Genomic DNA, 20,368 nt, shown 5'->3' on the forward strand with positions numbered 1-20,368 from the left:
GTTCCGGCTCCCTGCGATGCTATCGGTCGCCCGTTTCCGCCCGGTCGTCGGGAAAGGATGGGCCCGCGTGTCCCGCCCGCCGCGCAGATCGTGCCGGCGCGGATTGAACCTTTCCGACCCGCGATCCGAACTACCCGGTGTGGCCGGAAACCGGAGCCGGCCGCGTGGAGACGGATGGGGGCACAGATGGCGATCACCCGCAACGGCGGCCGACGGGCGGGTCTCGTGCTGGCCGCCGCGGTCACCGGGGCGCTGGCCTGGCCGGGCGCGGCGCTGGCGGCGGACGTGACGACCACGCCGACGCAGGCGAACCAGGGCGACGCGGTGGAGCTGACGTTCGTGGTGCCGGAGGAACGGCCCGGCGCGCGCACCGAGAAGATCGAGGTCAAGCTGCCCCCGGACGCCCCGATCGGGGAGGTCTACCCGTTGTCGGTGGACGGCTGGGCACCCCTGATCACCTCACGGAACCTGGACGCCCCGGTGGCCGGCATCCACGCGCCCTCGGTGACCACGGTGACCGCCGCGGTGGTCTGGACCCGGGCCGCCGGGAAGCCGCAGCCCGGCCCCGCCCGGCTCGCCCTGGCGATGGGCCCGCTGCCGCAGACCGACCGGATGAGCTTCGAACTGGTGCAGACGTACTCCGACGGCACGGTGGTGCGCTGGGCCGACCCGGCCGGTGGCGCGCACCCGGCGCCGACCCTGACCCTGCTCCCGGCGGCCCCCGGGGCGGCGACCGGCCACGGCCACGCCGGCCCGGACGCCGCGCCGGCCGACGGCCGGAACGAGGCGGCGGCCGACCCGGACGCGGAGGACGGCGGTCCGAGCGCGGACGTGCTGCTCGGCGGCGGTCTGCTGATCGGCCTGGGCGGTGGCGCCCTGGTCGGCTGGGCGGTGAGCCGGGCACGGCACCGGGCCGAGCCGGCGGACGACGTCGAGGGCGACCAGCCCGACGGCGAGCCGTCGACGGACGAGCAGCCCGAGGGCGAGCGCTCCACCGCCGGTGTGCGGGGCGAGCCGGTGAGGTCGCGCTGAGGTCAGCGCGCCCAGTCCGGCAGCGGCTCCCGCGCCGCCAGCCAGCCGTCGGGCACCCCGCCCGGCGTACCGACCCCGGTGTGGGCGGCGACGATCGCGCCGACGATCGCGGCGGTGGTGTCGACGTCCCCGCCCGCCTCGACGCAGGCCCGGATCGCCGCCGGGTAGTCGTCGAGGTGGGTGGCGGCCACCCAGAGGGTGAAGGCCACGGTGTCCTGGGCGGTCACCCGGGAGCCGTTGCCGAGCGCCTCGACCGCCGCCGGCAGCCCGCGGCCGAGCAGCCCGACGGCGCGGCGTACCCGGCGGTGCACCTCGGCGGCCGGGTCCAGCGCGGCGGCGACCGCCGCGAGCAGCCGGGCCGGGTCGGGGCGGTCGCCGTCCAGGCGGGCCCGGGCGGCGAGCGCGGCGGCCACGGCCACCGCCACGGCGCCGGCGATCCCCTCCGGGTGGGCGTGGGTGACCTCGGCGGAGGCGCGGGCCTGCGCCGCCGCGCGGGTGGTGGAGTCGGCGAACCAGGCGCCCAGCGGCCCGACCCGCATCGCCGCGCCGTTGCCGCAGGAACCCTGCCCGTCGAACGCCGACGCCGCAGCCACCGGCCAGGGCGTGCCGGCGCGGATCAGTTCGAGCAGCTCGACGGCGCCGGCGCCGTAGCGGCGGGCCGGGTCGTAGCGGGCGGCGAAGGCGGCGGCGAGGGCGTCCCGGTCGATCGTGCCGGCGTCGGCCAGGCAGCCGACCACCGAACAGGCCATCTCGGTGTCGTCACTCCACGGCCACGGCCCGGCCGGCAGGCCGTCCCGCCAGGGCGCCACGCCCCGCCCCGGCACGAAGAACATCCCGCCCAGGGCGTCGCCGACGGAGAGACCGGTGAGGCTGTCCCGGGCCAGGGCCAGCCGGGTGTCGGGAAACAGGGTGAACGTCATCGTCGTGCCAGCTTGCCCGGTGCGCGAGCCCTCCGCAACGCGATCAACTTGCCACGGGCAGTACGGTGCTGACGTGGCCACCGTGCTCCTGGTCGAAGACGACCACGTCGTACGCGGCGCGATGCTGCGTTCACTCAGCGAGCGGGGGCACGCGGTGCACGCGGTCGGCACGGCGCTGGACGCGCTGCGCCGGGTCGCCGCCGAGACCCCCGACCTCGTCGTACTCGACCTCGGCCTGCCCGACCTGGACGGCTCGGACGCGCTGCGGATGCTGCGCGGCATCACCGACGTACCGATCATCATCGCCACCGCCCGCGACGACGAGCAGTCGGTGGTCCGGCTGCTGCGGGCCGGCGCGGACGACTACATGGTCAAGCCGTTCACCGGCGCGCACCTGGACGCCCGGATCACCACCGTGCTGCGCCGGGTCGGCCGGGCCAGCCGGACGGTGCAGCCGGCGGTGCACACGGTGGGCGGCCTGCGGGTGGACGTGGGCGAGCGCAGCGCGGTGCTCGACGGGGAGCCGCTGGCGCTGACCCGCAAGGAATTCGACCTGCTGGCGTATCTCGCCGCCCGACCCGGCCGGGTAGTGTCCCGGCGGGAGCTCTTGGAGGAGGTATGGCGGCAGCCGTCGGTAGGCGAGGACCAGACCATCGACGTTCACCTGTACTGGCTACGCCGAAAGATGGGCGAGTCCGCGGCGAAGCCGCGCTACCTGCGCACCGTGCGGGGGGTGGGCTTCCGACTGGTGGCCCCGGACTGAGGCTGGCGCTGGCCTACCTCACGGCCGGCATGTGCGCGCTGGTCGCGCTGGCGTTCCTGATCCCGCTCGGGGTGAGCCTGCGCGACGACGTCCGCGACGAGGCGCTGGCCGACGCGGCGCGGCGCAGCGCGCTGGTCACCGGAGCGCTGGCGGTCAGCACGGAACCGGCGGCCGTGCGGCGGGCCGTGGAGGCCACCGGGGACGACCCGGCGACCCGGCCGGTGGTGCACGGGCTGGGCGGGGACGAGACGGCCGGCCGGGCCCTCGATGCGGACCTGCAACGGGCCCGTACGGAGAAGCGGTCGGTGGTCACCGACGTCTCCGGCGGGGTGCTGCGGTTGGATCCGGTGGTGCTCGACGGCCGGGTGGCCGTGGTGGAGGTGTTCGTCCCCGAGGCCGACCTCGACGAGGGCTTCGGCGCCACCTGGCTGCTGCTGACCGCCGTCGCCGTTGCCCTGGTCGGCGCCGCCGTGATCGTGGTGGACCGGGTGGCGGCCCGCGCGGTCGACTCCACCCGGGGGCTGGTCAAGGCGGCCCTGGCCGTCGGCGACGGCGACCTCGGCGTACGCGTCGAGCCGAGCGGCCCGCGGGAGCTGGCCGAGGCCGGGTACGCGTTCAACCGGATGGCCGACCGGCTGGTCGCCTCCCGCACCGACGAACGGGAGCTGGTGGCGGACCTGTCGCACCGGCTGCGGACGCCGCTGACGGTGCTGCGGCTGGACGCCGAGGGGCTGGACTCCGACGACACCAGCGTCGGCTCGTTCACCCCGGCGGAGCTGGACCGGCGGCGCACGATCCGGCGCATCCGGCAGGCGATCGTCACCCTCGAGGGCGAGATCGACGTGCTGATCAAGACCACCCGCAAGGCGGTGGCCCACGAGGCCGGGCCGGCGGAGTGCGACGTCAGTGAGGTGGTCCGGGACCGGATGGTGTTCTGGGCGGCGCTGGCCGGCGACCAGAACCGGCCGCACCGGGTCAGCGGCGCCCAGCTGCGCATCCCCGCGCTGGTGCCGCGCGCCGAGCTGGCCGCCGCGTTGGACGCGGTGATCGGCAACGTGTTCCGCTACACCCCGCAGGGGACGGCGTTCGAGGTGGCGGTCTCCCGCCGGGACGGCTACGTGGCCATCCGGATCGACGACGCCGGCCCCGGCATCGCCAACCCGGACCGGGCGCTGCGCCGGGGCGCCAGCGACCAGGGCTCCACCGGGCTGGGGCTGGACATCGCCAAGCGGGTGGCCTTGCAGGCCAACGGTTCGGTGAGCATCGACCGGGCCCGGCTGGGCGGGGCCAGCGTGGTGATGCTGCTGGCCGACCCGGAGGCGACGCCCCGGCAGGTCAACCGCTTCGGGCTGGTCGGCCGGATGGCCCGGGAGGCCCGGGAGCAGAAGACCGGCGGGCGCCGGTGGCCCCGGCAGCGTCCCGCCGACGACTGACGCACCGCGACCGGCAGCGGCGGTCCGGCCACCGGGACGCCCCGGCGGCGAGGCGGGCGGGCGCTGGTTGTGGGGTGGCGCAAGTCTTCCTTAGATCCGGCTTAACGCGGACGCCGGCGCGGCCGGACGCTGCCAGGATCAGGGAGAACCCATCAGCTCCACCGGTCTGTCGCCCCTGACAACTGCCGGCCGGTGGAGCCCGAGCGCGCGGCGGGGGCACGGTCCCCCCACACCCGCTCCCGCCGCGCGCCCCACCTCTCAGCGACAGTCGTGCGGTGACCCGATGAGCCCGTCCGTGACCCGGCTGCTGCCTTGGGCCGCCGTGGTCGGCGCGGGACCCGCCGGCTCAGCGCGTCCCGGCTGCCGACCAGGCGTCGATCTCGGCGCTGATCCGGGCCTTCTCGCCCGGTTCGAGGAACGAGGCGGTCACCCCGTCCCGGGCCAGCGCGGCGACCCCCTCGGGCCCGACGTCGAGCAGCGCGGCGGCCACCGCGTACTCGTCGTTGAGGGTGGTGCCGAACATCGGCGGGTCGTCGGAGTTGATGCTGACCAGCACGCCGGCGTCGACCAGCCGCCGCAGCGGGTGCTCCGCCAGCCGCGCCACGGCCCGGGTACGGACGTTGGAGGTCGGGCAGACCTCCAACGCGATCCGGTGCTCGGCCAGGTACGCCAGCAGCTCCGGGTCCTCGGCGGCGGAGATACCATGCCCGATCCGCTCGGCGCCCAGGTCGCGCAGGGCGTCCCAGACCGTCTGCGGGCCGGTGGTCTCCCCCGCGTGCGGCACCGAGCGCAGCCCGGCCGCCCGGGCCTGGTCGAAGTACGGCTTGAACTGCGGCCGGGGCACCCCGATCTCGGGGCCGCCGAGGCCGAAGCTGATCAGCCCGTCCGGCCGCTCCTCCAGGGCGATCCGCAGGGTCTCCTCGGCCGCCGGCAGCCCGGCCTCGCCCGGAATGTCGAAGCACCAGCGCAGGGCGATGCCGAAGTCGGCCTCGGCCCGCTTGCGGGCGTCCTCGATCGCCTCGCAGAACGCCGGGGCGGGGATGCCCCGGCGCACGTGCGAGTACGGGGTGATGGTCAGCTCGGCGTACCGGACCTGCTGGCGGGCCAGCTCGCGGGCCACCTCGTGGGTGAGGATCCAGACGTCCTCCGGGTCGCGGATCAGATCCACGACGCTGAGGTACACCTCGATGAAATGGGCGAAGTCGCGGAACGCGAAGTAGTCGACGAGCGCGGCCGGGTCCGCCGGGACCGGGCTGCGCCCCTCGTGCCGGGCGGCCAGCTCGGCGACGATGCGGGGCGAGGCGGAGCCGACGTGGTGCACGTGCAGCTCCACCTTGGGCAGTCCGGCGATGAAGGTGGGCAGATCGGTCACAGGTTCTCCTCTGCGCGGGCGCCGGTACGGGCGACGGTGAAGATCCGGCGGAACGGGAAGTACACCTGACCCTGCCGCACCGGGTACGCCTCGGCGAGGCGTACCCCCAGCTCGGCCCGGAAGTCAGCCCAGCCGGCGCGGTCCAGCGCGGCCCGGACCGGTCGCAGCGCGGTCCCCTCCATCCAGGCCAGCACCGGGTGGTCGGCGGCGGAATCGGCCGGCAGCAGGTGCACGTAGACAGTCTCCCAGGCGTCGACCGCGCAGCCGGCGGCGGCCAGCGACGCGGCGTACCCGACGGCGTCGTCGACCGGGGTCTCGCGCAGCAGCGGCGCCAGCGTGGCGGCCCAGCGGTCCCGGCGGGCGACCTCGCGCAGCGCCCGGTGCGAGGGGGCGTCGAAGTTGCCGGGGACCTGGAACGCCAGCCAGGCGCCGGCGGGCAGCTCGCGAGCCCAGCGGGCGAGCAGCTCCCGGTGCTCCGGCACCCACTGGAGCACGGCGTTGCAGACGACCACGTCGACGTCGGCTGCGGGCCGCCAGTCCCGGACGTCACCGACGGTGAACTCGACCGGGGCGGCCAGGGCGGCGGCCCGGTCGATCATCTCCGGGGACGAGTCGAGGCCGCGGATCTCGGCGGCCGGCCAGCGGGCGGCGAGGGTGGCGGTCAGGGTGCCGGGCCCGCAGCCGAGGTCGACCACGGCGCGCGGCCGGTCGGCCGGGACGCGGGCGACGAGGTCGTGGAACGGGCGGGACCGTTCGTCGCCGTAGCGCAGGTAGGTCGTCGGATCCCACATCGCTGCCTCCAAACCGTACGTACGTCTTGCTATGACCCTACGGCCCGCGCTGCGGTCCGGCAAGGCGATCACTAGGCTCTCTCCGATGGAACAGCGCAGCTTCGACCGGCTCGGCCGGCAGGTGGGTGTGGTCGGTCTCGGCGCCTGGCAGCTCGGCGCCGACTGGGGCGGGGTCAGCGAGAGCGACGCCCTGGCCGTGCTCGCCGCCGCCGTGGACTCCGGAGTCACCTTCCTGGACACCGCCGACGTCTACGGCGACGGACGCAGCGAGCAGCTGATCGGGCGGTTCCTGCGCGAGCGGCCCGGGCACGGCCTGACCGTGGCCACCAAGATGGGCCGCCGGGTGGAGCAGACGCCCGAGGCCTACACCCTGGCCAACTTCCGGGCCTGGACCGACCGGTCCCGGGCCTACCTCGGCACGGACACCCTGGACCTGGTCCAGCTGCACTGCCCGCCCACGGCCGTCTTCGCCGACGACCGGGTCTTCGACGCCCTCGACACGCTGGTGGCCGAGGAGCGCGTGGCCGGGTACGGCGTCAGCGTGGAGACCTGCGACCAGGCGCTCACCGCCATCGCGCGGCCCGGCGTCGCCAGCGTGCAGATCATCCTCAACGCCGTCCGGCTCAAGCCCCTGGAGCGGGTGCTGCCGGCCGCCGCCGCGGCCGGGGTGGGCATCATCGCCCGGGTGCCGCTGGCCAGCGGCCTGCTCTCCGGCCGGTACGACGAGCGCACCACCTTCGCCGCCGACGACCACCGCACCTACAACCGGCGCGGGGAGAGCTTCGATATCGGGGAGACCTTCTCCGGCGTCGACTACGACCTCGGCCTGGCGGTCGTGCGGCGGCTCGCCCCGCTGGTCGGCACGGACCGCACGATGGCCCAGTTCGCGCTGCGCTGGATCATCGACCAGCCGGGCGTCACCGTGGTCATCCCCGGCGCGCGTGACGCCGCGCAGGCGCGGGGCAACGCCGCCGCGGCCGACCTGCCGCCGCCGACCGCCGCCGAGCGGGACAGGGTCCGGGCGGTCTACGACGAACTGGTCCGTGCCCGGGTGCACGACCGGTGGTGAGCCGCGCCGGGGCGGTGCTCGCGTACCGGCCGGACGGGCCACATGCTGACCGGAGGCCGGGACCACCGGCGCGGGTGAGGAGGAACCGATGAGGGGCTGGCTGGCGCTCACCCTCGGGCTGCTGGCCGTGGTGGTCGGAGCGGTGTGGACGGTGCAGGGCCTCGGGTACGTCGGCGGCAGCGTGATGACCGACCAGCGGATCTGGGCGCTGGTCGGCCCGGTGGTGATCCTGATCGGACTCGTGGTGCTCTGGCAGGGCCTCAAGACCCGCCGCCGCACCTGACCGACCCGCCGCCGACCCGCGCGGCGAGCGCCCGGGCGGGCGCGCGGTGGGCCGGCACCGGACCCGGACACGCGGAAAGCCCCGCGTCCCTGCAGGACACGGGGCTTCTCGTCGATCCGGGGGGCCGGATCACCCGGGCCGGCGGCTGCCGACCGGCACTACTCAGATGGGGCGGACCTGCTCGGCCTGCGGACCCTTCTGACCCTGGGCGATCTCGAACTCCACCCGCTGGTTCTCCTCCAGCGAGCGGTAGCCGCTGGACTGGATGGCCGAGAAGTGGACGAACACGTCAGCACCCCCGCCGTCGACGGTGATGAAGCCGAAGCCCTTGTCAGCGTTGAACCACTTCACGGTTCCCTGCGCCATGTCTATCTCCTTCTAAAACTGGCGGCCGAGCACGCCGTGCGGCCGATTGGCCGTTTTCGAGCAGCGGCGCCTGAGGCGGCCCCCACGAAGGAGGACTTCTCTCAACCCACGCCATCTCGCAACAGCGGGCACCAGCAAACCACGTACGCAAAAACTCCGCACTAGCCTACCGGCCGAAATTCTCCGACATGTGACCTGACGGATGCCGAAGATCGCTGGGCGGGTGCCCGCGGCCGTGCGAAACGCCCCCCACCCGTCGATACGGAAGGGGGACCTTCGACCTCTGCGACTCAGTCCGGCCAGCGGCCGGTCAGCCGTCGTACGCCGACCGCACCGCCGCGGTCCACAGCGGCCCGGACGACGGCGAAGATGGCGCCCTGCAACGCCGCCGCGGCCAGGATTTCGCCCCAGCCACGGTCCTCGTCGGTCGCGCTCGGCGCCTCGCCGTCGCCGGCCGTCATCGTCCAGACCTGCCGGAAGATCGCCCCGGCGACCGTACCGGCGGCCAGCCCGAGCAGCACCCCGACGGGCTTGTACGCGGCCCTGCCCATGCCCCTGCTCACCTGCGCCTCCCCCGGACGATCAGCAGCACGACCACCGCCGCCACGGCGCCGGCCGCCACCGTCGCCCACGGCACCGGGTTGCTCCGGACCGTCGCCCCTTTCTCGTGCGCCTGGGACCGCGCCACGTCCGCCTTCTGCGCCGCCTGCCCGCGCACCCGGGCGACGGTCTGCGCGGCCTGCTGGCGCATCCGCTCCTTCGCCTGGCCGGCGGACTCCCGCAGCCGGGCCTTCACGTCGGCCCTGGCGACCAACAACTCCATCGTCTCGCCCAGCTCCACCCGGGTACGCCGGATCTCCTCGCGGAGCGCCTCGGCGTCGCCGGTCCCGTTGCCCGTCATGCCCGTCCCCTGTCCTTCACCGCGGCGGTGACGACGTCCACGTCCGCCCGGACGCTCTGCACTGTCGACGACGGAACCGGGGGGACCGCCTGGCTGACCTGCTTCTTGCCCACCAGGGCGAGCACCCCGGCGACCAGGAAGAGCACCACCGCCACGATCAGGGCGGCCAGCCACGCCGGCATGACCAGGTCGAGCAGCAGCACCGCGGTGACGACCAGCGCGCCCAGCCCGTAGAAGGCCAGCGCCCCACCCCCGCCGAAGAGACCGATTCCGATCCCGGCGTGCTTGCCCTTCCGGGTCAACTCCGCCCGGGCCAGCGCCAACTCGTCCCGTACGAGGCGGGAGACCTGCTCGGTGGCCCGCTGCACCAGTTCGGCGGTGGACGGCTCGCTCCCGGTCCGGGACGTCTGTTGGTTCGCGACGTCAGCCATGCTGTCCTCCTTTCATCATCACCGCGCTGTATGCCCGGAGTCGCCGCCCGTCAATCCTGCGCGCAGTGACCAACCACATCTGACCCCAGGTGGACCCGCAACGTCCGGCGAAACGCGGAAGCCGTTATGACGAAGCACCCGCCGACGGCGCGCGGGCCGGTCGGCGGGTGCGGTCAGCGGGTGGTTCAGCGGCGGGAGTCGGCGTGCTCCTCGGGGCCGACGAAGGCCTCGCTGCGGGCGTCGCCGTCGTGGCTGCCGCCGAAGACGCGGGCGTCGTCGGGCACCTCCGGCTCCTGGAGCCGGCGCACCGGCCGGCGGGGCTGGGCCCACTGCCAGGGCAGCGCGCCGGAGGCGTCGCCGACCTCGGTGCGGGTCCGGGGCAGGGCCGTGGGGCGGTGGTCCCGCACCCAGCCGACCAGGTGCTCCCGGACCAGGCAGCGCAGGTCCCAGAGGCTGCCCGCGTCGGCGGCGCTGACCAGCGCCCGGACGGTGATCGTGCCGCCGGTCGCGTCGGTCACCTGGAGCACGCAGACCCGGCCGTCCCACAGCTCGGTGCTCTCCACCAGGCGGCGCAGTTCCTCCCGCATCGCCTGCACCGGGATCGCCCAGTCCACCTCGAACTCGGCGGTGCCGAGGACGGCGGCCTCGGTGCGGGTCCAGTTCTGGAACGGCTTGCTGGTGAAGTACGAGGTGGGCAGGATCAGCCGGCGGTCGTCCCAGATCTGCACCACCACGTAGCTCAGGGTCAGCTCCTCGATCCGGCCCCACTCCCCCTCCACCACGACCACGTCGTCGAGGCGTACCGCGTCGCTGAAGGCGAGCTGGAGGCCGGCGATGACGTTGCCGAGCAGGCTCTGGGCGGCCAGCGCGGCGACCACACCCACCACACCGGCGGAGGTGAGCACGCCGGCGCCGATGCCGCGTACGGCGGGGAAGGTCATCAGCATCACGCCTACCGTGAGCACCACGATCACCGCGATGGTCAGCCGGCGCAGCAGCACCACCTGGGTGCGGACCCGGCGGGCGTGGCGGTTGTTCGGCACGTCCACCCGGAACCGGGCCAGGGCGGCGTCCTCGATCGCGACCAGCAGCGCGGCGACCAGCCAGGCCACGGCGGCGACCACGGCCAGCACCAGGGCGTGCAGCACCACCTGCCGCCAGGGCCTGCCGACGGCGTACCCGGTGGTGAACCGGACCGCGAACTGGACGGCGAGGACGGTGCCGGCCATCTGGAACGGGCGGTGCGCGTGCTCGGTGAGCTCGGTCATCAACATCGAGCCCCGGCCGAACCGCCGGATCACCCGGTGCACCACCTCGACCAGCAACAGGGCGATCGCCGCCGCGGCAGCCACGGCGGCGATCGTCTCCAGGTAGTCCTGCACGCTCTCTCCCTCCGGCCGGGCTTCGGGCAAAGGCCCTATGGTGCCCGGTGGTTCCGGAATCGACCACCTCAGACCTTGCGGTACCGGGACTGGAGGAAGCAGTAGATCCCGAAGGCGGCGATGCCGAGCGCCATCAGCGCCAGGAGGATCGGGCCGTACGACTGGTCGCGCAGGGTGCGCAGGGCGGCGTCCAGGCCCCGGGCCTTCTCCGGGTCGTACTTCACCGCCGCCACCACGATCAGCAGGCCGGCGATCGCGAACACGGCGCCCCGGGCGGCATAGCCGGCCATGCCCAGCCGGCGGGTCAGCGTGCGGGTCTTCGGGCTCATCTCGCCGGTCTTCAGGTTCCGCTCGAACTTCTTCTTGAGCCCGTAGATCACCATGCCGATACCGACGATGGCGAGCACCAGACCGGCCAGCCCGACCAGCCAGCGGCCCCCGGCGGAGGTCATCAGCTTCTCGGACAGGGCCTCCTGCTGGTCGGCGCTGTTGGAGCTGGCGTCCTGGAACACCTTGACGGCGGTCCAGGCGAGCCAGAGGAAGACCACGGTGCGGACGACGGAGGTGATCCGCTCGAAGAGCCGGTCCCTGCCCTGCAGGAAGCGGTGCCCGACGGCGGCCTCCAGCGCCTGCCAGATCGCCATGGCGACCAGGCCGACCGCGATCGTGATCAGCAGGAACTTGCCGAGGGGCTGGGCGCCCAGGGTGCGCAGCGCGCCGTTCTGGTTGCCCTCCTCCCGGGAGTTGCCGAAGGCGATCTGCAAGGCGAGCCAGGCGAACAGCAGGTGCACGACCCCGTAGCCGATGAAACCGGCCCGGGTGAGGAGTTCCAGCCAGCGGCTGTCCGCGGTGCGGGCGGCGGTGGCTTCGGCGTTCCCGGTGAGAGACATGGCGCCACAATCTCCGATTGCGAAGATTCCCAAACGTGACGCGGCGCCGTCCCGACGCCGTCAGCTGCTGGTGTTGCGCGCCACGCGGATCTTGACCTGCTGGTCGGTGACGCTGTCCAGGGTGACCGCGAAGCCGCCCACCTCGGTGGCCTGCTGGCCGACGGTGAGCGAGAGCTGCTCGCCGGCCACCTCGACGGTGACCTGGTCGCCCTGGGCCCCGATCAGCTTGGCCTCGACGCCGAGGATGTTCGCGCTGGCGTCGACGCCCCGGTCGAAGGTGACCGTGCAGGCGTCCAGGCCGCAGTCGGTGTCGGCCCCCTCGGAGCTGCAGCCGGCCAGCACGGCCACGCCGAGGGCCAGGCCGGCGAGCAGGCCGGCAACGCGGCGGGTGGGGGTGAGCGGGGAGGTAGCGGATTGCGTCGTCACGCGACCAAGGGTACGAGACGGCGACGGGACCGGCACCGCCCGCGTGATCATCAGGGCCCCGGGGCCGCGCGTTAGGGTCCGGTCATGCCGTTCGACATCGCCCGGACCCGGGCCGCCTACCCCGCCCTGACCGAGGGTTTCGCCCACTTCGACGGTGCCGGCGGCACCCAGACCCCGCAGTCGGTGATCGACGCGGTCAGCGCGGCGATGGGCACCGCGCTCGGCAACCGCACCCCCGCCTTCGCGCCCGGCCACCGGTCGCTGGAGCTGGTCGACGCCGCCCGCGCCGCGGTGGCCGACCTGCTCGGCGCGGCGCCGCGCGGGGTGGTGCTCGGGCCGAGCGCGACCGCGCTGACGTACACGCTGGCCCGGACCCTGGGCGCGACCTGGCGTCCCGGCGACGAGGTGGTGGTCTCCCGACTCGACCACGACGCGAACGTGCGGCCCTGGGTGCAGGCGGCCCTGGCGGCCGGCGCGACCGTGCGCTGGGCGGAGTTCGACCCGGCCACCGGTGAGCTGCCCGCCGGCCAGTACGCCGAGCTGGTCGGCGAGCGGACCCGGCTGGTCGCGGTGACCGCCGGCAGCAACGCCGTCGGCACGATGCCGGACGTGGCGGCGATCGCCAAGACCGCGCACGCGGCCGGCGCGCTGGTCTGCGTCGACGGGGTGCACTCCGTGCCGCACGGCCCGACCGATCTCGCCTCGACCGGCGCGGACTTCCTGGTCACCAGCGCCTACAAGTGGTCCGGCCCGCACCTGGCCGCGATGGTGGCCGACCCGGCCCGGTGGGAGTCGCTGCACCCGGCCAAGCTGGTCCCCTCCTCCGACGCGGTGCCCGACCGGTTCGAGGCCGGCACCCCGAGCTTCCCGCTGCTGGCCGGGGTGGCCGCCGCGGTGGACCACCTGGCCGGGTTGGACCCGAGCGCCACCGGCGACCGGCGGGAGCGGGTCCGGGCCGGGCTGGCCGCCGCCCAGGCGTACGAGGAGGCGCTCTTCGACCGGCTGCTGGCCGGGCTGGCCGACAACTCCGCGGTGACCGTGTACGGCTCCGCGGCGCGGCGCTGCCCGACGGTGTCGTTCCGGCTCGCCGGCTGGTCGCCGGCGGGGCTGGCGGCGGCGCTGGGCGAGGCGCGGCTCTGCCTCTCCTCCGGCGACTACTACGCCTACGAGTACTTCCGGACGATGGGGCTGCGGGAGACCGGCGGCGCGGTCCGGGCCAGCGTCTACCACTACAACACGGCCGACGAGGTGGACCGGTTGCTCAGCGAACTGCACACCCTGGCCCGGCAGCGGGAGACAATGGGCCGGTGAGCTACCTGGTCGAGGAGAACCCCGCCAAGCATCGCTTCGAGATCCTGGTCGACGACGCGCTGGCCGGCTTCACGGCGTACCTGCCGCGCGGCGAGGTGCGGATCTTCACCCACACGGAGGTGCGCCCGGAGTTCCAGGACATGGGGGTCGGCGCCGCGCTGGTCCGGGCCACCCTTGACCAGGTGCGCGAGCAGGGCGGCCGGTTGGTGCCGCAGTGCCCGTTCGTGCGGGCGTACATCGAGCGGCATCCCGAGTACGCCGACCTGGTCTTCGAGCCGGCCTGACCGCCGCCGGGTCGCCTTCGTTCGCGACTGCGGGGCTCGCAACCCCGGCTCACTCCTCGCGCTCACCGGGTCGCCTTCGTTCGCGACTGCGGGGCTCGCAACCCCGGCTCACTCCTCGCGCTCACCGGGTCGCCTTCGTTCGCGACTGCGGGGCTCGCAACCCCGGCTCACTCCTCGCGCTCACCGGGTCGCCTTCGTTCGCGACTGCGGGGCTCGCAACCCCGGCTCACTCCTCGCGCTCACCGGGCCCGCCGCACCGGGCGATCGTCGTCGCGGTGCGGCGGGGCGGAGTGGTCAGCGGGGGCCGGCGAGCAGTTCGGCGGCGGCCCGCGCGCCGGCGCGGGTGGCGCCGTGGGTGGCCACGTGCACCCGGCCGACGACCAGTTCGGGCACGCCCAGCTCGACCACGACCGCGTCCGGCCGGGCGGCGAGGGCCCGCTCGACGGCGGACCGCATCCAGTCGTGCCGGTGCAGGTCGCGGACGACCAGTACGACCGGCCGGCCGCCGGCCCCGGCCGTCGGATCCGCGGGCACCTCGGACTCGGCGAACCGGGCGGTGGTGGTGCCGGGCCGCAGCGCGGCCAGCGGGGCGGCGATGCCCCAGGGGGTCTCCGGGCCGATGGCGATGTTGCGCAGCGGGGAGAACTCCACCACGTGGGCGGGGGCGACCAGCGGCAGAGCGGCGGTGGCGCCGCTGACCCGCAGGGCCCGGCGCGCGGCGGCCAGGCCGACCGGCGAACCGTCGTGGGCCGGCACGCCCCCCGCCGGCAGGTCGGCGCGGGCGGCCACCGTCCAGGCGGCGAGCTGACCGACCCGCTTGGCCGCCTCGGCGAGCCGTTCCTCGGGCAGTTCCCCGGCCATGACGGCGGCGACGATGGCGTCGCGCAGGTGGCGGGCGGCGTCCTCGTCGGCCCGTTCCCCGCCGACGCAGACCGCGTCGGCCCCGGCGGCCAGGGCGCGCACGGCGGCGCCGGCGAAGCCGTACCGGTCGGTGACCGCCCGCATCTCCACCGCGTCGGTGATCACCACGCCGGAGAAGCCCAGCTCCTCGCGGAGCAGGTCGCCGAGGATGCGGGGGCTGAGGGTGGCGGGCAGTTCCTCGTCGAGGGCGGGCACGAGCAGGTGCCCGGTCATCACGGCCTGCACCCCGGCCGCCACGGCGGCTCGGAACGGGACCAGCTCGCCGGCGTCGAGGCGGGCCCGGCTGGCGCCGATGCGGGGCAGGTCGTGGTGCGAGTCGACCCGGGTGTCGCCGTGGCCGGGGAAGTGCTTGGCGCAGGCGGCGACGCCGGCGGACTGGAGGCCGCGTACCCAGGCGGCGGTGTGCCGGGCGACCAGCTGGGGGTCGGCGCCGAAGGACCGGACGCCGATCACCGGGTTGGCCGGGTTGTTGTTGACGTCGGCGTCCGGGGCGTAGTTGAGGGTGATGCCGAGGGCGGCGAGGTCGGCGCCGAGGTCCCGGGCCACTTCCTCGGTCAGCGCCGGGTCGTCGACCGCGCCGAGGGCGAAGTTGCCCGGGCGGGAGCTGCCCAGCGCCGACTCGATCCGGGTGACGTCGCCGGCCTCCTCGTCGATGGCCACCAGCACGTCCGGCCGTTCGGCGCGCAGGGTCGCGGTGAGCGCGGCCAGCTGGCCGGGGTCGACGACGTTGCGGGCGAACAGGACCACCGAGCCGAGCCCCTCGCCGAGCCAGCGGCAGACCCAGTCGGGCGGGCTGGTGCCGACGAAACCCGGCTGCAGGACGGCGGCCGCCAGGCCTGCCAGGTTGCGCTCGCTCATGCGGCCCCCGTACCCCCGTGTGGTCGTCCGACGGCCTCTCGCCGTCGCGGTGCTGCCATGGTCACACCGGGCAACGAAATAGTCAATAAACCTTACTGTTACCGTCTGGCGCCCTCCGGGGCGGCGTGCGACAGTGCGGGAATGGATCTGCTGCCGCTCGCCGACGCCACCTCGCCGGCCGACGTCCCCGGCGTGCGCCTGCTCGGCGTCGTGGTCGGCGGCCTGCTGCTGCTCGCCGCCATCCGGGCCATGTTCGGCCGCCGCTGACTGATCCCCCGAGTCCGGGGTAGGGCATCCCTGGTCAGCCCGGCGCGTCCGGCGCCGGGCGACGGCGAGGGGGAAAGATGAAGATCGGTTACTTCCTGTCCAGTGAGGAGTTCACCCCGGCGGAGTTGCTGGAGCAGGCGCGCGGCGCCGAACGCGCCGGGTTCGAGGCGCTGTGGATCTCGGACCACTACCACCCCTGGGTGGAGGCGCAGGGGCAGAGTCCCTTCGTCTGGTCGACCATCGGCGCGCTCAGCCAGGTCTGCTCGCTGCCCGTCACCACCGCGGTGACGTGCCCGACCGTCCGCATCCACCCGGCGGTGCTCGCCCAGGCCGCGGCCACCAGCGCGGTCCTGCACTCCGGGCGCTTCGTGCTCGGCGTGGGCTCCGGCGAGGCGCTCAACGAGCACATCCTCGGCGACGCCTGGCCGCAGACCGACGTCCGGCTGGAGATGCTGCAGGAGGCGGTCGAGGTGATGCGCGAGCTGTGGCAGGGCGGATTCGTCAACCACCACGGCAAGCACTACACCGTCGAGCACGCCCGGATCTACACGCTGCCCGACGCGCCCCCACCGGTCTACGTCTCCGGCTTCGGTCCCAAGGCGATCGACCTGGCCGCCCGGATCGGCGACGGCTACATCAGCGTCATGCCCGACGCCGACATGGTCCGCCGGTTCCGGGAGAGCGGCGGCGGCGACAAGCCGTGCCAGGCCGGCTTCAAGGCGGCGTACGCCGACAGCGAGGAGGAGGGCGCGCGGTTGGCGTACGAGAAGTGGCCGAACGCCGGGGTGCCCGGCGAGCTGTCCCAGGTGCTGCCCTCCCCCCGCCACTTCGAGCAGGTCGCCCAGCTGGTCAAGCCGGAGATGATGAAGAAGTCGTTCGTCTGCGGCAACAGCGCCGACGCGCACCTGGAGATGATCGACCAGTACGCCAAGGCCGGCTTCGACGAGGTCTACGTCGCCAACACCGGCCCGCACACCCAGGGCCTGTTCGACCTCTACCAGCGCGAGGTGCTGCCCCGCCTGCGCTGACCCGGGGCACCCGGGCCGGATCGGCGCCGGCCCGGGCGCGATATTCGGGTGCGCCGCCCGGTCCCGGCCCCGATCATGATCGGCGTGCACTCCGCCCTCACGGTGACCCCGGCCGAACTGCCCGCGCTGCTGCTGCACGTCGCGGTGGTCCGGCCCGTCTTCGTCTGGGGCGCACCGGGCATCGGCAAGAGTTCGCTGGTCCGGGCCTTCGCCGACTCGCTCGGCCTGCCCTGCGTGACGCTGGTCGGCACCCAGCTCGCCGCCGAGGACCTGATCGGCGTGCCGGAGCTGCGCGACGGGCGCAGCCGCTTCGCCCCGCCCGAGTCGATCGCCCGCACCGAGCCGTACTGCCTCTTCCTGGACGAGCTGAACTCCTCCAGCCCCGAGGTGCAGAAGGCCTTCTACTCGCTGATCCTGGACCGCCGGATCGGCTCGTACGAGCTGCCGGCGGGCTCGATCGTGATCGGCGCCGGCAACCGGGCCACCGACAACGCGCTCGCCCGGCCGATGGCGTCCGCCCTGGTCAACCGGCTGGTGCACGTGCACCTGCGGGCCTCGGCCACCGACTGGCTGGCCTGGGCGGCCGGCGCGGGCCTGCACCCGTGGGTGCTGGACTACCTGACCGAGCGCCCGGACCAGTTGTGGGTGGCGCCGCCGAAGACCGAGGAGCCGTTCTCCACCCCGCGCAGCTGGCACATGCTCTCCGACGCGCTGCGCTCCTTCGGCGAGGGCGTCGACGAGGCGACCGTCCGGCTGCTGGCGGCCGGCACGCTGACCGGGCAGCACGCGGCCGGCTTCACCGCGTACGTCAAGACGGTGCGCCACCGGTACGGCCTGGACGCCATCGTCCGGGGCGACGCCGGCTGGCCGCGCGCGGCGACCGACCGTGACCTGCTCTACTTCTTCGCCGAGGCGTTCCGGGCGCGGCTGGTCAAGGAACTGCCCGCCGACCGGGACCACGCCTCCCGCCCGGTCCGCGACTTCGCCCTGCGCGCCAAGGGCCTGCTGGTGGAGCTGGCCGAGATCTCCCTGGAGTGCGCCCAGCTGGTCGTCGCCACCGACGACGACGGGATGCCGGTGCTGCCGGCGTGGTTCCTGGTCGAGGTGACCCGGGACCTGCCCCGGCTCGTCGCGGCCCGGGCCTGAGCGGTGGCCGCCCGCCGCGCCGGCCGCCGGCCGGACCCGAACGAGGAGGCGTTCCGCCAGGCCAGGCAGCGGGTGACCGCGCACCCGATGTTCCGGCCGCTCTGCTCCGCCGGCGCGCGCAACGCCTGGTTCGCCTGGTGCGACGACGACGAGCTCGCCGACCAGCGGGGGTGGGCGCGGGTCCGCGAGGACGGGAAGGTCGTGGTCAACCGGCGGCGCCGCGCCGACGCCGACGAGTGGTACTGGGTGCTGGTGCACTGCCTGCTGCACCTCGGCTTCGACCACCTCGCCCCGGAGCGGGAGGGCCCGGCCGACCGGGCCGAGCAGGCCGCCGCCTGCCTGGTGGTGGCCCGGTTCCAGCACGACGCCAAGCTGGGCCGGCCGCCGGCCGAGCTGCCCACCCCGCTGCCGGCCGGTGACGAGGCCCGGCTGGCCGCCCGGTGGCGGGCGAGCGGCGTTCCCGACGGGTACGCCGGGTGCGGCGTCGGCGGGCACGGCGGTGACCTCGACCGCCGCCCCCGGCCACCCGACCGGTACGGCTGGCGGCCGCCGCCCGGCGTGCGCTGGCAGAGCTGGCCGGAGCGGTTCGCGGTGGGGCTGGCGGCGGCGGCGAGCGCGGCGGTGGAGGAGGCCGGGGCGCCGAGGCCGGGCCCCGGGGGTGTCACCCGGGACAACCCCTGGGAGCGGGCGCGGCGCTGGTTCGTCTCGTCGTACCCGTTGCTGGGGGCGCTGGCGGCCGGCTTCCGGATCGTCGCCGACGTGGAGCTGGCCCGGTCCTGGGACATCGCGGTGGCGGCGGTCGACGCGCACGCCGGGGAGATCTACGTCAACCCGCTGCGGGCGATGCCGGAGGAGGAGTGCCGGTTCGTCCTGGCCCACGAGATGCTGCACGCCGCGCTGCGGCACGCCGACCGGGTGGCGCACCGCGACCCGTTCCTGTGGAACGTCGCCACCGACTACGTCATCAACGGCTGGCTGGTGGAGATGGGCGTCGGTGTCATGCCGGACGGGCTGCTGCACGACCCGCAGCTGCGCGGGCTGTCGAGCGAGGCGGTCTACGACCGGATCGCCACCGACCTGCGCCGGCACCGCAGGCTGGCCACCCTGCGCGGCGCCGGGCTGGGCGACATGCTGGGCGAGCGGACGCCCGGGCCCGGCGAGGCGCGCCGGGCGGTCGACCTCGACGAGTACTACCGTCGCGCGCTGACCAGCGGGTTGGCGTTCCACGAGTCGGCCGGGCGCGGCCTGCTGCCGGCCGGCCTGGTGGCCGAGATCCGGGTGCTCGACGCGCCGCCCCCGCCGTGGGACGTGCAGCTGGCCCGCTGGTTCGACGAGCACTTCCCGGCCCGTGAGCGGCAGCGGTCGTACGCCCGCCCGTCCCGCCGCCAGGCGAGCACCCCGGGCATCCCCCGCCCCGGCTGGCACCGCCCGGAGGAGCGGGAGCGCCGCCGGACGTTCGGGGTGGTGCTGGACACCTCGGGGTCGATGAGCGCCCGGCTGATGGGGCGGGCGCTCGGCGCGGTCGCCTCGTACGCGCTGGCCCGGGACGTACCGGCGGCCCGGGTGGTGTTCTGCGACGCGGTGGCGTACGACGCCGGCTACCTGCCGGTGGAGGAGATCGCCGGCCGGGTGCGGGTACGCGGCCGGGGCGGCACCGTGCTGCAACCCGGGATCCGGCTGCTGGAACGGGCCGAGGACTTCCCGTCGGACGGCCCGATCCTGGTCGTCACCGACGGCGAGTGCGACGTGCTGCGGATCCGGCGCGACCACGCGTTCCTGGTGCCGGCGGGCGCCCGGCTGCCGTTCACCCCGCGCGGCCCGGTCTTCCGGATGAGCTGACCGCCGCACCGCCCGGGTCCGGGGTGACGCCGCGCAGGAGCGTGCGGACCAGGTCGTCGACCAGCCGGGGTGCGGGCTCCGGGGCGGGGCCGGCGGGGTCGAGCACGTGGCGGAGCACCAGGTCGTGACAGACGCCGACGACCAGCGCGGCGACCGCCTCGGCGCTGGCGTCCGGGGCCACCCGGCCGAGTTCCTGCTCGGCGCGGACGTAGCCGGCGAGTTCGTCGCGCAGGCCGGCCCCGCCGCCGATCGGGTTGGGCAGCTCGGCCAGCCGGGCGAGCATCCCGGGCTGGGTGAACACGCCGGCCATGGCCGGCAGGATCGCCGCGTGCAGCGCGAGCGCCCGCGACAGGTACGCCCGCAGGTTCGCCGCCACCGTGCCCGCGCCCGCCTGCGGGGGCGCGTCCGCCAGCTCCGCCTCGACGGCCCGCACGTGCGCGTGCAGCGCGTACGCGAGCAGTTCCTCCTTGTCGGCGAAGTGGTTGTAGAGCACCCCGTCGGCGACCTGTGCCTCGCGGGCGATGTCGCGGACCGTCACCCCGACGGTGCCACGCCGGGCGACCAACCGTCGCGCGGCGGCGATCAGGTGCTCGCGCAGGCTCCGGTCGCCGCCGCGCAGCGCCGCGGCTCTCCTCGGTGACATCACCGGCATCCT

23 protein-coding genes are annotated in these 20,368 nt (G+C 74.9%); 11 read left to right on the forward strand and 12 right to left on the reverse strand.

Translation table 11 applies throughout. The annotated features are described in order from the left end of the window. Nucleotides 1-174 precede the first annotated feature (174 nt). A complete protein-coding gene (locus GA0074696_RS21795; RefSeq protein ID WP_172894375.1) occupies nucleotides 175-1,032 on the forward strand; it encodes a DUF1775 domain-containing protein in 858 nt (285 codons plus the stop codon). A 2-nt stretch (nucleotides 1,033-1,034) separates the two neighbouring features. On the opposite strand, the gene GA0074696_RS21800 is transcribed toward GA0074696_RS21795, so the two are convergent. Next, on the reverse strand, nucleotides 1,035-1,952 hold the full coding sequence (locus tag GA0074696_RS21800; protein ID WP_088962821.1) for an ADP-ribosylglycohydrolase family protein: 918 nt from the start codon (nucleotides 1,950-1,952) through the stop codon (nucleotides 1,035-1,037). 73 nt (nucleotides 1,953-2,025) lie between these two features. Here GA0074696_RS21800 and GA0074696_RS21805 point away from each other — a divergent pair, with 73 nt between their 5' ends. Continuing rightward, on the forward strand, nucleotides 2,026-2,715 hold the full coding sequence (locus tag GA0074696_RS21805) for a response regulator transcription factor (protein ID WP_088962822.1): 690 nt from the start codon (nucleotides 2,026-2,028) through the stop codon (nucleotides 2,713-2,715). A 29-nt stretch (nucleotides 2,716-2,744) separates the two neighbouring features. Next, entirely contained in the window at nucleotides 2,745-4,148 is a 1,404-nt protein-coding gene (locus tag GA0074696_RS21810) for a HAMP domain-containing sensor histidine kinase (RefSeq protein WP_088962823.1), read from the forward strand. Nucleotides 4,149-4,494: 346 nt separating this feature from the next. Here the strand turns inward: GA0074696_RS21810 and GA0074696_RS21815 are convergent, their stop codons facing one another. Together GA0074696_RS21815 and GA0074696_RS21820 are read right to left on the reverse strand one after the other, a co-directional pair. Next, nucleotides 4,495-5,520 (reverse strand): adenosine deaminase, encoded by a 1,026-nt coding sequence (locus GA0074696_RS21815; protein ID WP_088962824.1) that lies wholly within the window; start codon nucleotides 5,518-5,520, stop codon nucleotides 4,495-4,497. Continuing rightward, nucleotides 5,517-6,311 (reverse strand): trans-aconitate 2-methyltransferase, encoded by a 795-nt coding sequence (locus tag GA0074696_RS21820; protein ID WP_088962825.1) that lies wholly within the window; start codon nucleotides 6,309-6,311, stop codon nucleotides 5,517-5,519. The genes GA0074696_RS21815 and GA0074696_RS21820 overlap by 4 nt, the downstream gene beginning before the upstream one ends. An 85-nt stretch (nucleotides 6,312-6,396) precedes the next feature. Between GA0074696_RS21820 and GA0074696_RS21825 the strand changes: the two genes are divergently transcribed. Beyond that, the gene (locus GA0074696_RS21825; RefSeq protein WP_088962826.1) at nucleotides 6,397-7,380 is read left to right on the forward strand and encodes an aldo/keto reductase; all 984 of its coding nucleotides are present in this window, start codon (nucleotides 6,397-6,399) and stop codon (nucleotides 7,378-7,380) included. Nucleotides 7,381-7,468: 88 nt separating this feature from the next. Next, entirely contained in the window at nucleotides 7,469-7,663 is a 195-nt protein-coding gene (locus tag GA0074696_RS21830) for a hypothetical protein (RefSeq protein WP_088962827.1), read from the forward strand. A gap of 162 nt (nucleotides 7,664-7,825) precedes the next feature. On the opposite strand, the gene GA0074696_RS21835 is transcribed toward GA0074696_RS21830, so the two are convergent. The 7 genes from GA0074696_RS21835 to GA0074696_RS21865 form a co-directional block, all read right to left on the reverse strand. Further along, nucleotides 7,826-8,029, reverse strand: coding sequence for a cold-shock protein (locus tag GA0074696_RS21835; protein WP_088962828.1), 204 nt, complete (start codon nucleotides 8,027-8,029; stop codon nucleotides 7,826-7,828). A gap of 290 nt (nucleotides 8,030-8,319) precedes the next feature. Continuing rightward, nucleotides 8,320-8,592 (reverse strand): DUF4235 domain-containing protein, encoded by a 273-nt coding sequence (locus GA0074696_RS21840; RefSeq protein WP_088962829.1) that lies wholly within the window; start codon nucleotides 8,590-8,592, stop codon nucleotides 8,320-8,322. Further along, complete coding sequence (locus GA0074696_RS21845) at nucleotides 8,589-8,930, reverse strand: DUF3618 domain-containing protein (protein ID WP_088962830.1); 342 nt, start codon at nucleotides 8,928-8,930, stop codon at nucleotides 8,589-8,591. Before GA0074696_RS21845 ends, GA0074696_RS21840 begins: the two co-directional genes overlap by 4 nt. Continuing rightward, nucleotides 8,927-9,361 (reverse strand): phage holin family protein, encoded by a 435-nt coding sequence (locus tag GA0074696_RS21850; protein WP_088962831.1) that lies wholly within the window; start codon nucleotides 9,359-9,361, stop codon nucleotides 8,927-8,929. The genes GA0074696_RS21845 and GA0074696_RS21850 overlap by 4 nt, the downstream gene beginning before the upstream one ends. 185 nt (nucleotides 9,362-9,546) lie before the next feature. After that, a complete protein-coding gene (locus tag GA0074696_RS21855) occupies nucleotides 9,547-10,743 on the reverse strand; it encodes a mechanosensitive ion channel family protein (protein ID WP_088962832.1) in 1,197 nt (398 codons plus the stop codon). A gap of 68 nt (nucleotides 10,744-10,811) precedes the next feature. Then, nucleotides 10,812-11,633, reverse strand: coding sequence for a DUF1206 domain-containing protein (locus GA0074696_RS21860; RefSeq protein WP_088962833.1), 822 nt, complete (start codon nucleotides 11,631-11,633; stop codon nucleotides 10,812-10,814). Nucleotides 11,634-11,693: 60 nt separating this feature from the next. Then, nucleotides 11,694-12,059: a hypothetical protein gene (locus GA0074696_RS21865; protein WP_088962834.1), complete on the reverse strand. Its 366-nt coding sequence runs from the start codon at nucleotides 12,057-12,059 to the stop codon at nucleotides 11,694-11,696. Nucleotides 12,060-12,143: 84 nt separating this feature from the next. Between GA0074696_RS21865 and GA0074696_RS21870 the strand changes: the two genes are divergently transcribed. Further along, on the forward strand, nucleotides 12,144-13,370 hold the full coding sequence (locus tag GA0074696_RS21870) for a cysteine desulfurase-like protein (RefSeq protein ID WP_088962835.1): 1,227 nt from the start codon (nucleotides 12,144-12,146) through the stop codon (nucleotides 13,368-13,370). Beyond that, nucleotides 13,367-13,654, forward strand: a complete 288-nt coding sequence (locus tag GA0074696_RS21875; protein ID WP_088962836.1) for a GNAT family N-acetyltransferase — start codon at nucleotides 13,367-13,369, stop codon at nucleotides 13,652-13,654. Before GA0074696_RS21870 ends, GA0074696_RS21875 begins: the two co-directional genes overlap by 4 nt. 294 nt (nucleotides 13,655-13,948) lie before the next feature. Here the strand turns inward: GA0074696_RS21875 and GA0074696_RS21880 are convergent, their stop codons facing one another. Then, the gene (locus GA0074696_RS21880) at nucleotides 13,949-15,433 is read right to left on the reverse strand and encodes a glycoside hydrolase family 3 protein (protein ID WP_088962837.1); all 1,485 of its coding nucleotides are present in this window, start codon (nucleotides 15,431-15,433) and stop codon (nucleotides 13,949-13,951) included. 141 nt (nucleotides 15,434-15,574) lie between these two features. Here GA0074696_RS21880 and GA0074696_RS32310 point away from each other — a divergent pair, with 141 nt between their 5' ends. From GA0074696_RS32310 to GA0074696_RS21895, 4 genes are all read left to right on the forward strand, one after another. Further along, on the forward strand, nucleotides 15,575-15,700 hold the full coding sequence (locus GA0074696_RS32310) for a hypothetical protein (RefSeq protein ID WP_255541416.1): 126 nt from the start codon (nucleotides 15,575-15,577) through the stop codon (nucleotides 15,698-15,700). Nucleotides 15,701-15,777: 77 nt separating this feature from the next. Then, nucleotides 15,778-16,728: a TIGR03557 family F420-dependent LLM class oxidoreductase gene (locus GA0074696_RS21885; RefSeq protein WP_088962838.1), complete on the forward strand. Its 951-nt coding sequence runs from the start codon at nucleotides 15,778-15,780 to the stop codon at nucleotides 16,726-16,728. A gap of 102 nt (nucleotides 16,729-16,830) precedes the next feature. Then, complete coding sequence (locus GA0074696_RS21890) at nucleotides 16,831-17,874, forward strand: ATP-binding protein (RefSeq protein WP_197700898.1); 1,044 nt, start codon at nucleotides 16,831-16,833, stop codon at nucleotides 17,872-17,874. 3 nt (nucleotides 17,875-17,877) lie between these two features. After that, nucleotides 17,878-19,713 (forward strand): vWA domain-containing protein, encoded by a 1,836-nt coding sequence (locus tag GA0074696_RS21895; RefSeq protein ID WP_407940503.1) that lies wholly within the window; start codon nucleotides 17,878-17,880, stop codon nucleotides 19,711-19,713. Here the strand turns inward: GA0074696_RS21895 and GA0074696_RS21900 are convergent. Further along, nucleotides 19,679-20,356 (reverse strand): TetR/AcrR family transcriptional regulator, encoded by a 678-nt coding sequence (locus GA0074696_RS21900; RefSeq protein WP_088964712.1) that lies wholly within the window; start codon nucleotides 20,354-20,356, stop codon nucleotides 19,679-19,681. The genes GA0074696_RS21895 and GA0074696_RS21900 overlap by 35 nt on opposite strands. Between the last annotated feature and the right edge of the window lie 12 nt (nucleotides 20,357-20,368).

Origin of the sequence: Micromonospora purpureochromogenes (genome assembly GCF_900091515.1) — a bacterium.
GTDB classification, from domain to species: domain Bacteria; phylum Actinomycetota; class Actinomycetes; order Mycobacteriales; family Micromonosporaceae; genus Micromonospora; species Micromonospora purpureochromogenes.

What these genes read in the sequence shown, in the direction of transcription:
- GA0074696_RS21795 (WP_172894375.1), top strand. Translation starts at nt 175, where the DNA reads ATGGGGGCACAGATGGCGATCACCCGCAACGGCGGCCGACGGGCGGGT.
- GA0074696_RS21800 (WP_088962821.1), bottom strand. Translation starts at nt 1,952, where the DNA reads ATGACGTTCACCCTGTTTCCCGACACCCGGCTGGCCCTGGCCCGGGAC.
- GA0074696_RS21810 (WP_088962823.1), top strand. Translation starts at nt 2,745, where the DNA reads ATGTGCGCGCTGGTCGCGCTGGCGTTCCTGATCCCGCTCGGGGTGAGC.
- GA0074696_RS21820 (WP_088962825.1), bottom strand. Translation starts at nt 6,311, where the DNA reads ATGTGGGATCCGACGACCTACCTGCGCTACGGCGACGAACGGTCCCGC.
- GA0074696_RS21825 (WP_088962826.1), top strand. Translation starts at nt 6,397, where the DNA reads ATGGAACAGCGCAGCTTCGACCGGCTCGGCCGGCAGGTGGGTGTGGTC.
- GA0074696_RS21830 (WP_088962827.1), top strand. Translation starts at nt 7,469, where the DNA reads ATGAGGGGCTGGCTGGCGCTCACCCTCGGGCTGCTGGCCGTGGTGGTC.
- GA0074696_RS21835 (WP_088962828.1), bottom strand. Translation starts at nt 8,029, where the DNA reads ATGGCGCAGGGAACCGTGAAGTGGTTCAACGCTGACAAGGGCTTCGGC.
- GA0074696_RS21845 (WP_088962830.1), bottom strand. Translation starts at nt 8,930, where the DNA reads ATGACGGGCAACGGGACCGGCGACGCCGAGGCGCTCCGCGAGGAGATC.
- GA0074696_RS21850 (WP_088962831.1), bottom strand. Translation starts at nt 9,361, where the DNA reads ATGGCTGACGTCGCGAACCAACAGACGTCCCGGACCGGGAGCGAGCCG.
- GA0074696_RS21860 (WP_088962833.1), bottom strand. Translation starts at nt 11,633, where the DNA reads ATGTCTCTCACCGGGAACGCCGAAGCCACCGCCGCCCGCACCGCGGAC.
- GA0074696_RS21870 (WP_088962835.1), top strand. Translation starts at nt 12,144, where the DNA reads ATGCCGTTCGACATCGCCCGGACCCGGGCCGCCTACCCCGCCCTGACC.
- GA0074696_RS21880 (WP_088962837.1), bottom strand. Translation starts at nt 15,433, where the DNA reads ATGAGCGAGCGCAACCTGGCAGGCCTGGCGGCCGCCGTCCTGCAGCCG.
- GA0074696_RS32310 (WP_255541416.1), top strand. Translation starts at nt 15,575, where the DNA reads ATGGATCTGCTGCCGCTCGCCGACGCCACCTCGCCGGCCGACGTCCCC.
- GA0074696_RS21885 (WP_088962838.1), top strand. Translation starts at nt 15,778, where the DNA reads ATGAAGATCGGTTACTTCCTGTCCAGTGAGGAGTTCACCCCGGCGGAG.
- GA0074696_RS21900 (WP_088964712.1), bottom strand. Translation starts at nt 20,356, where the DNA reads ATGTCACCGAGGAGAGCCGCGGCGCTGCGCGGCGGCGACCGGAGCCTG.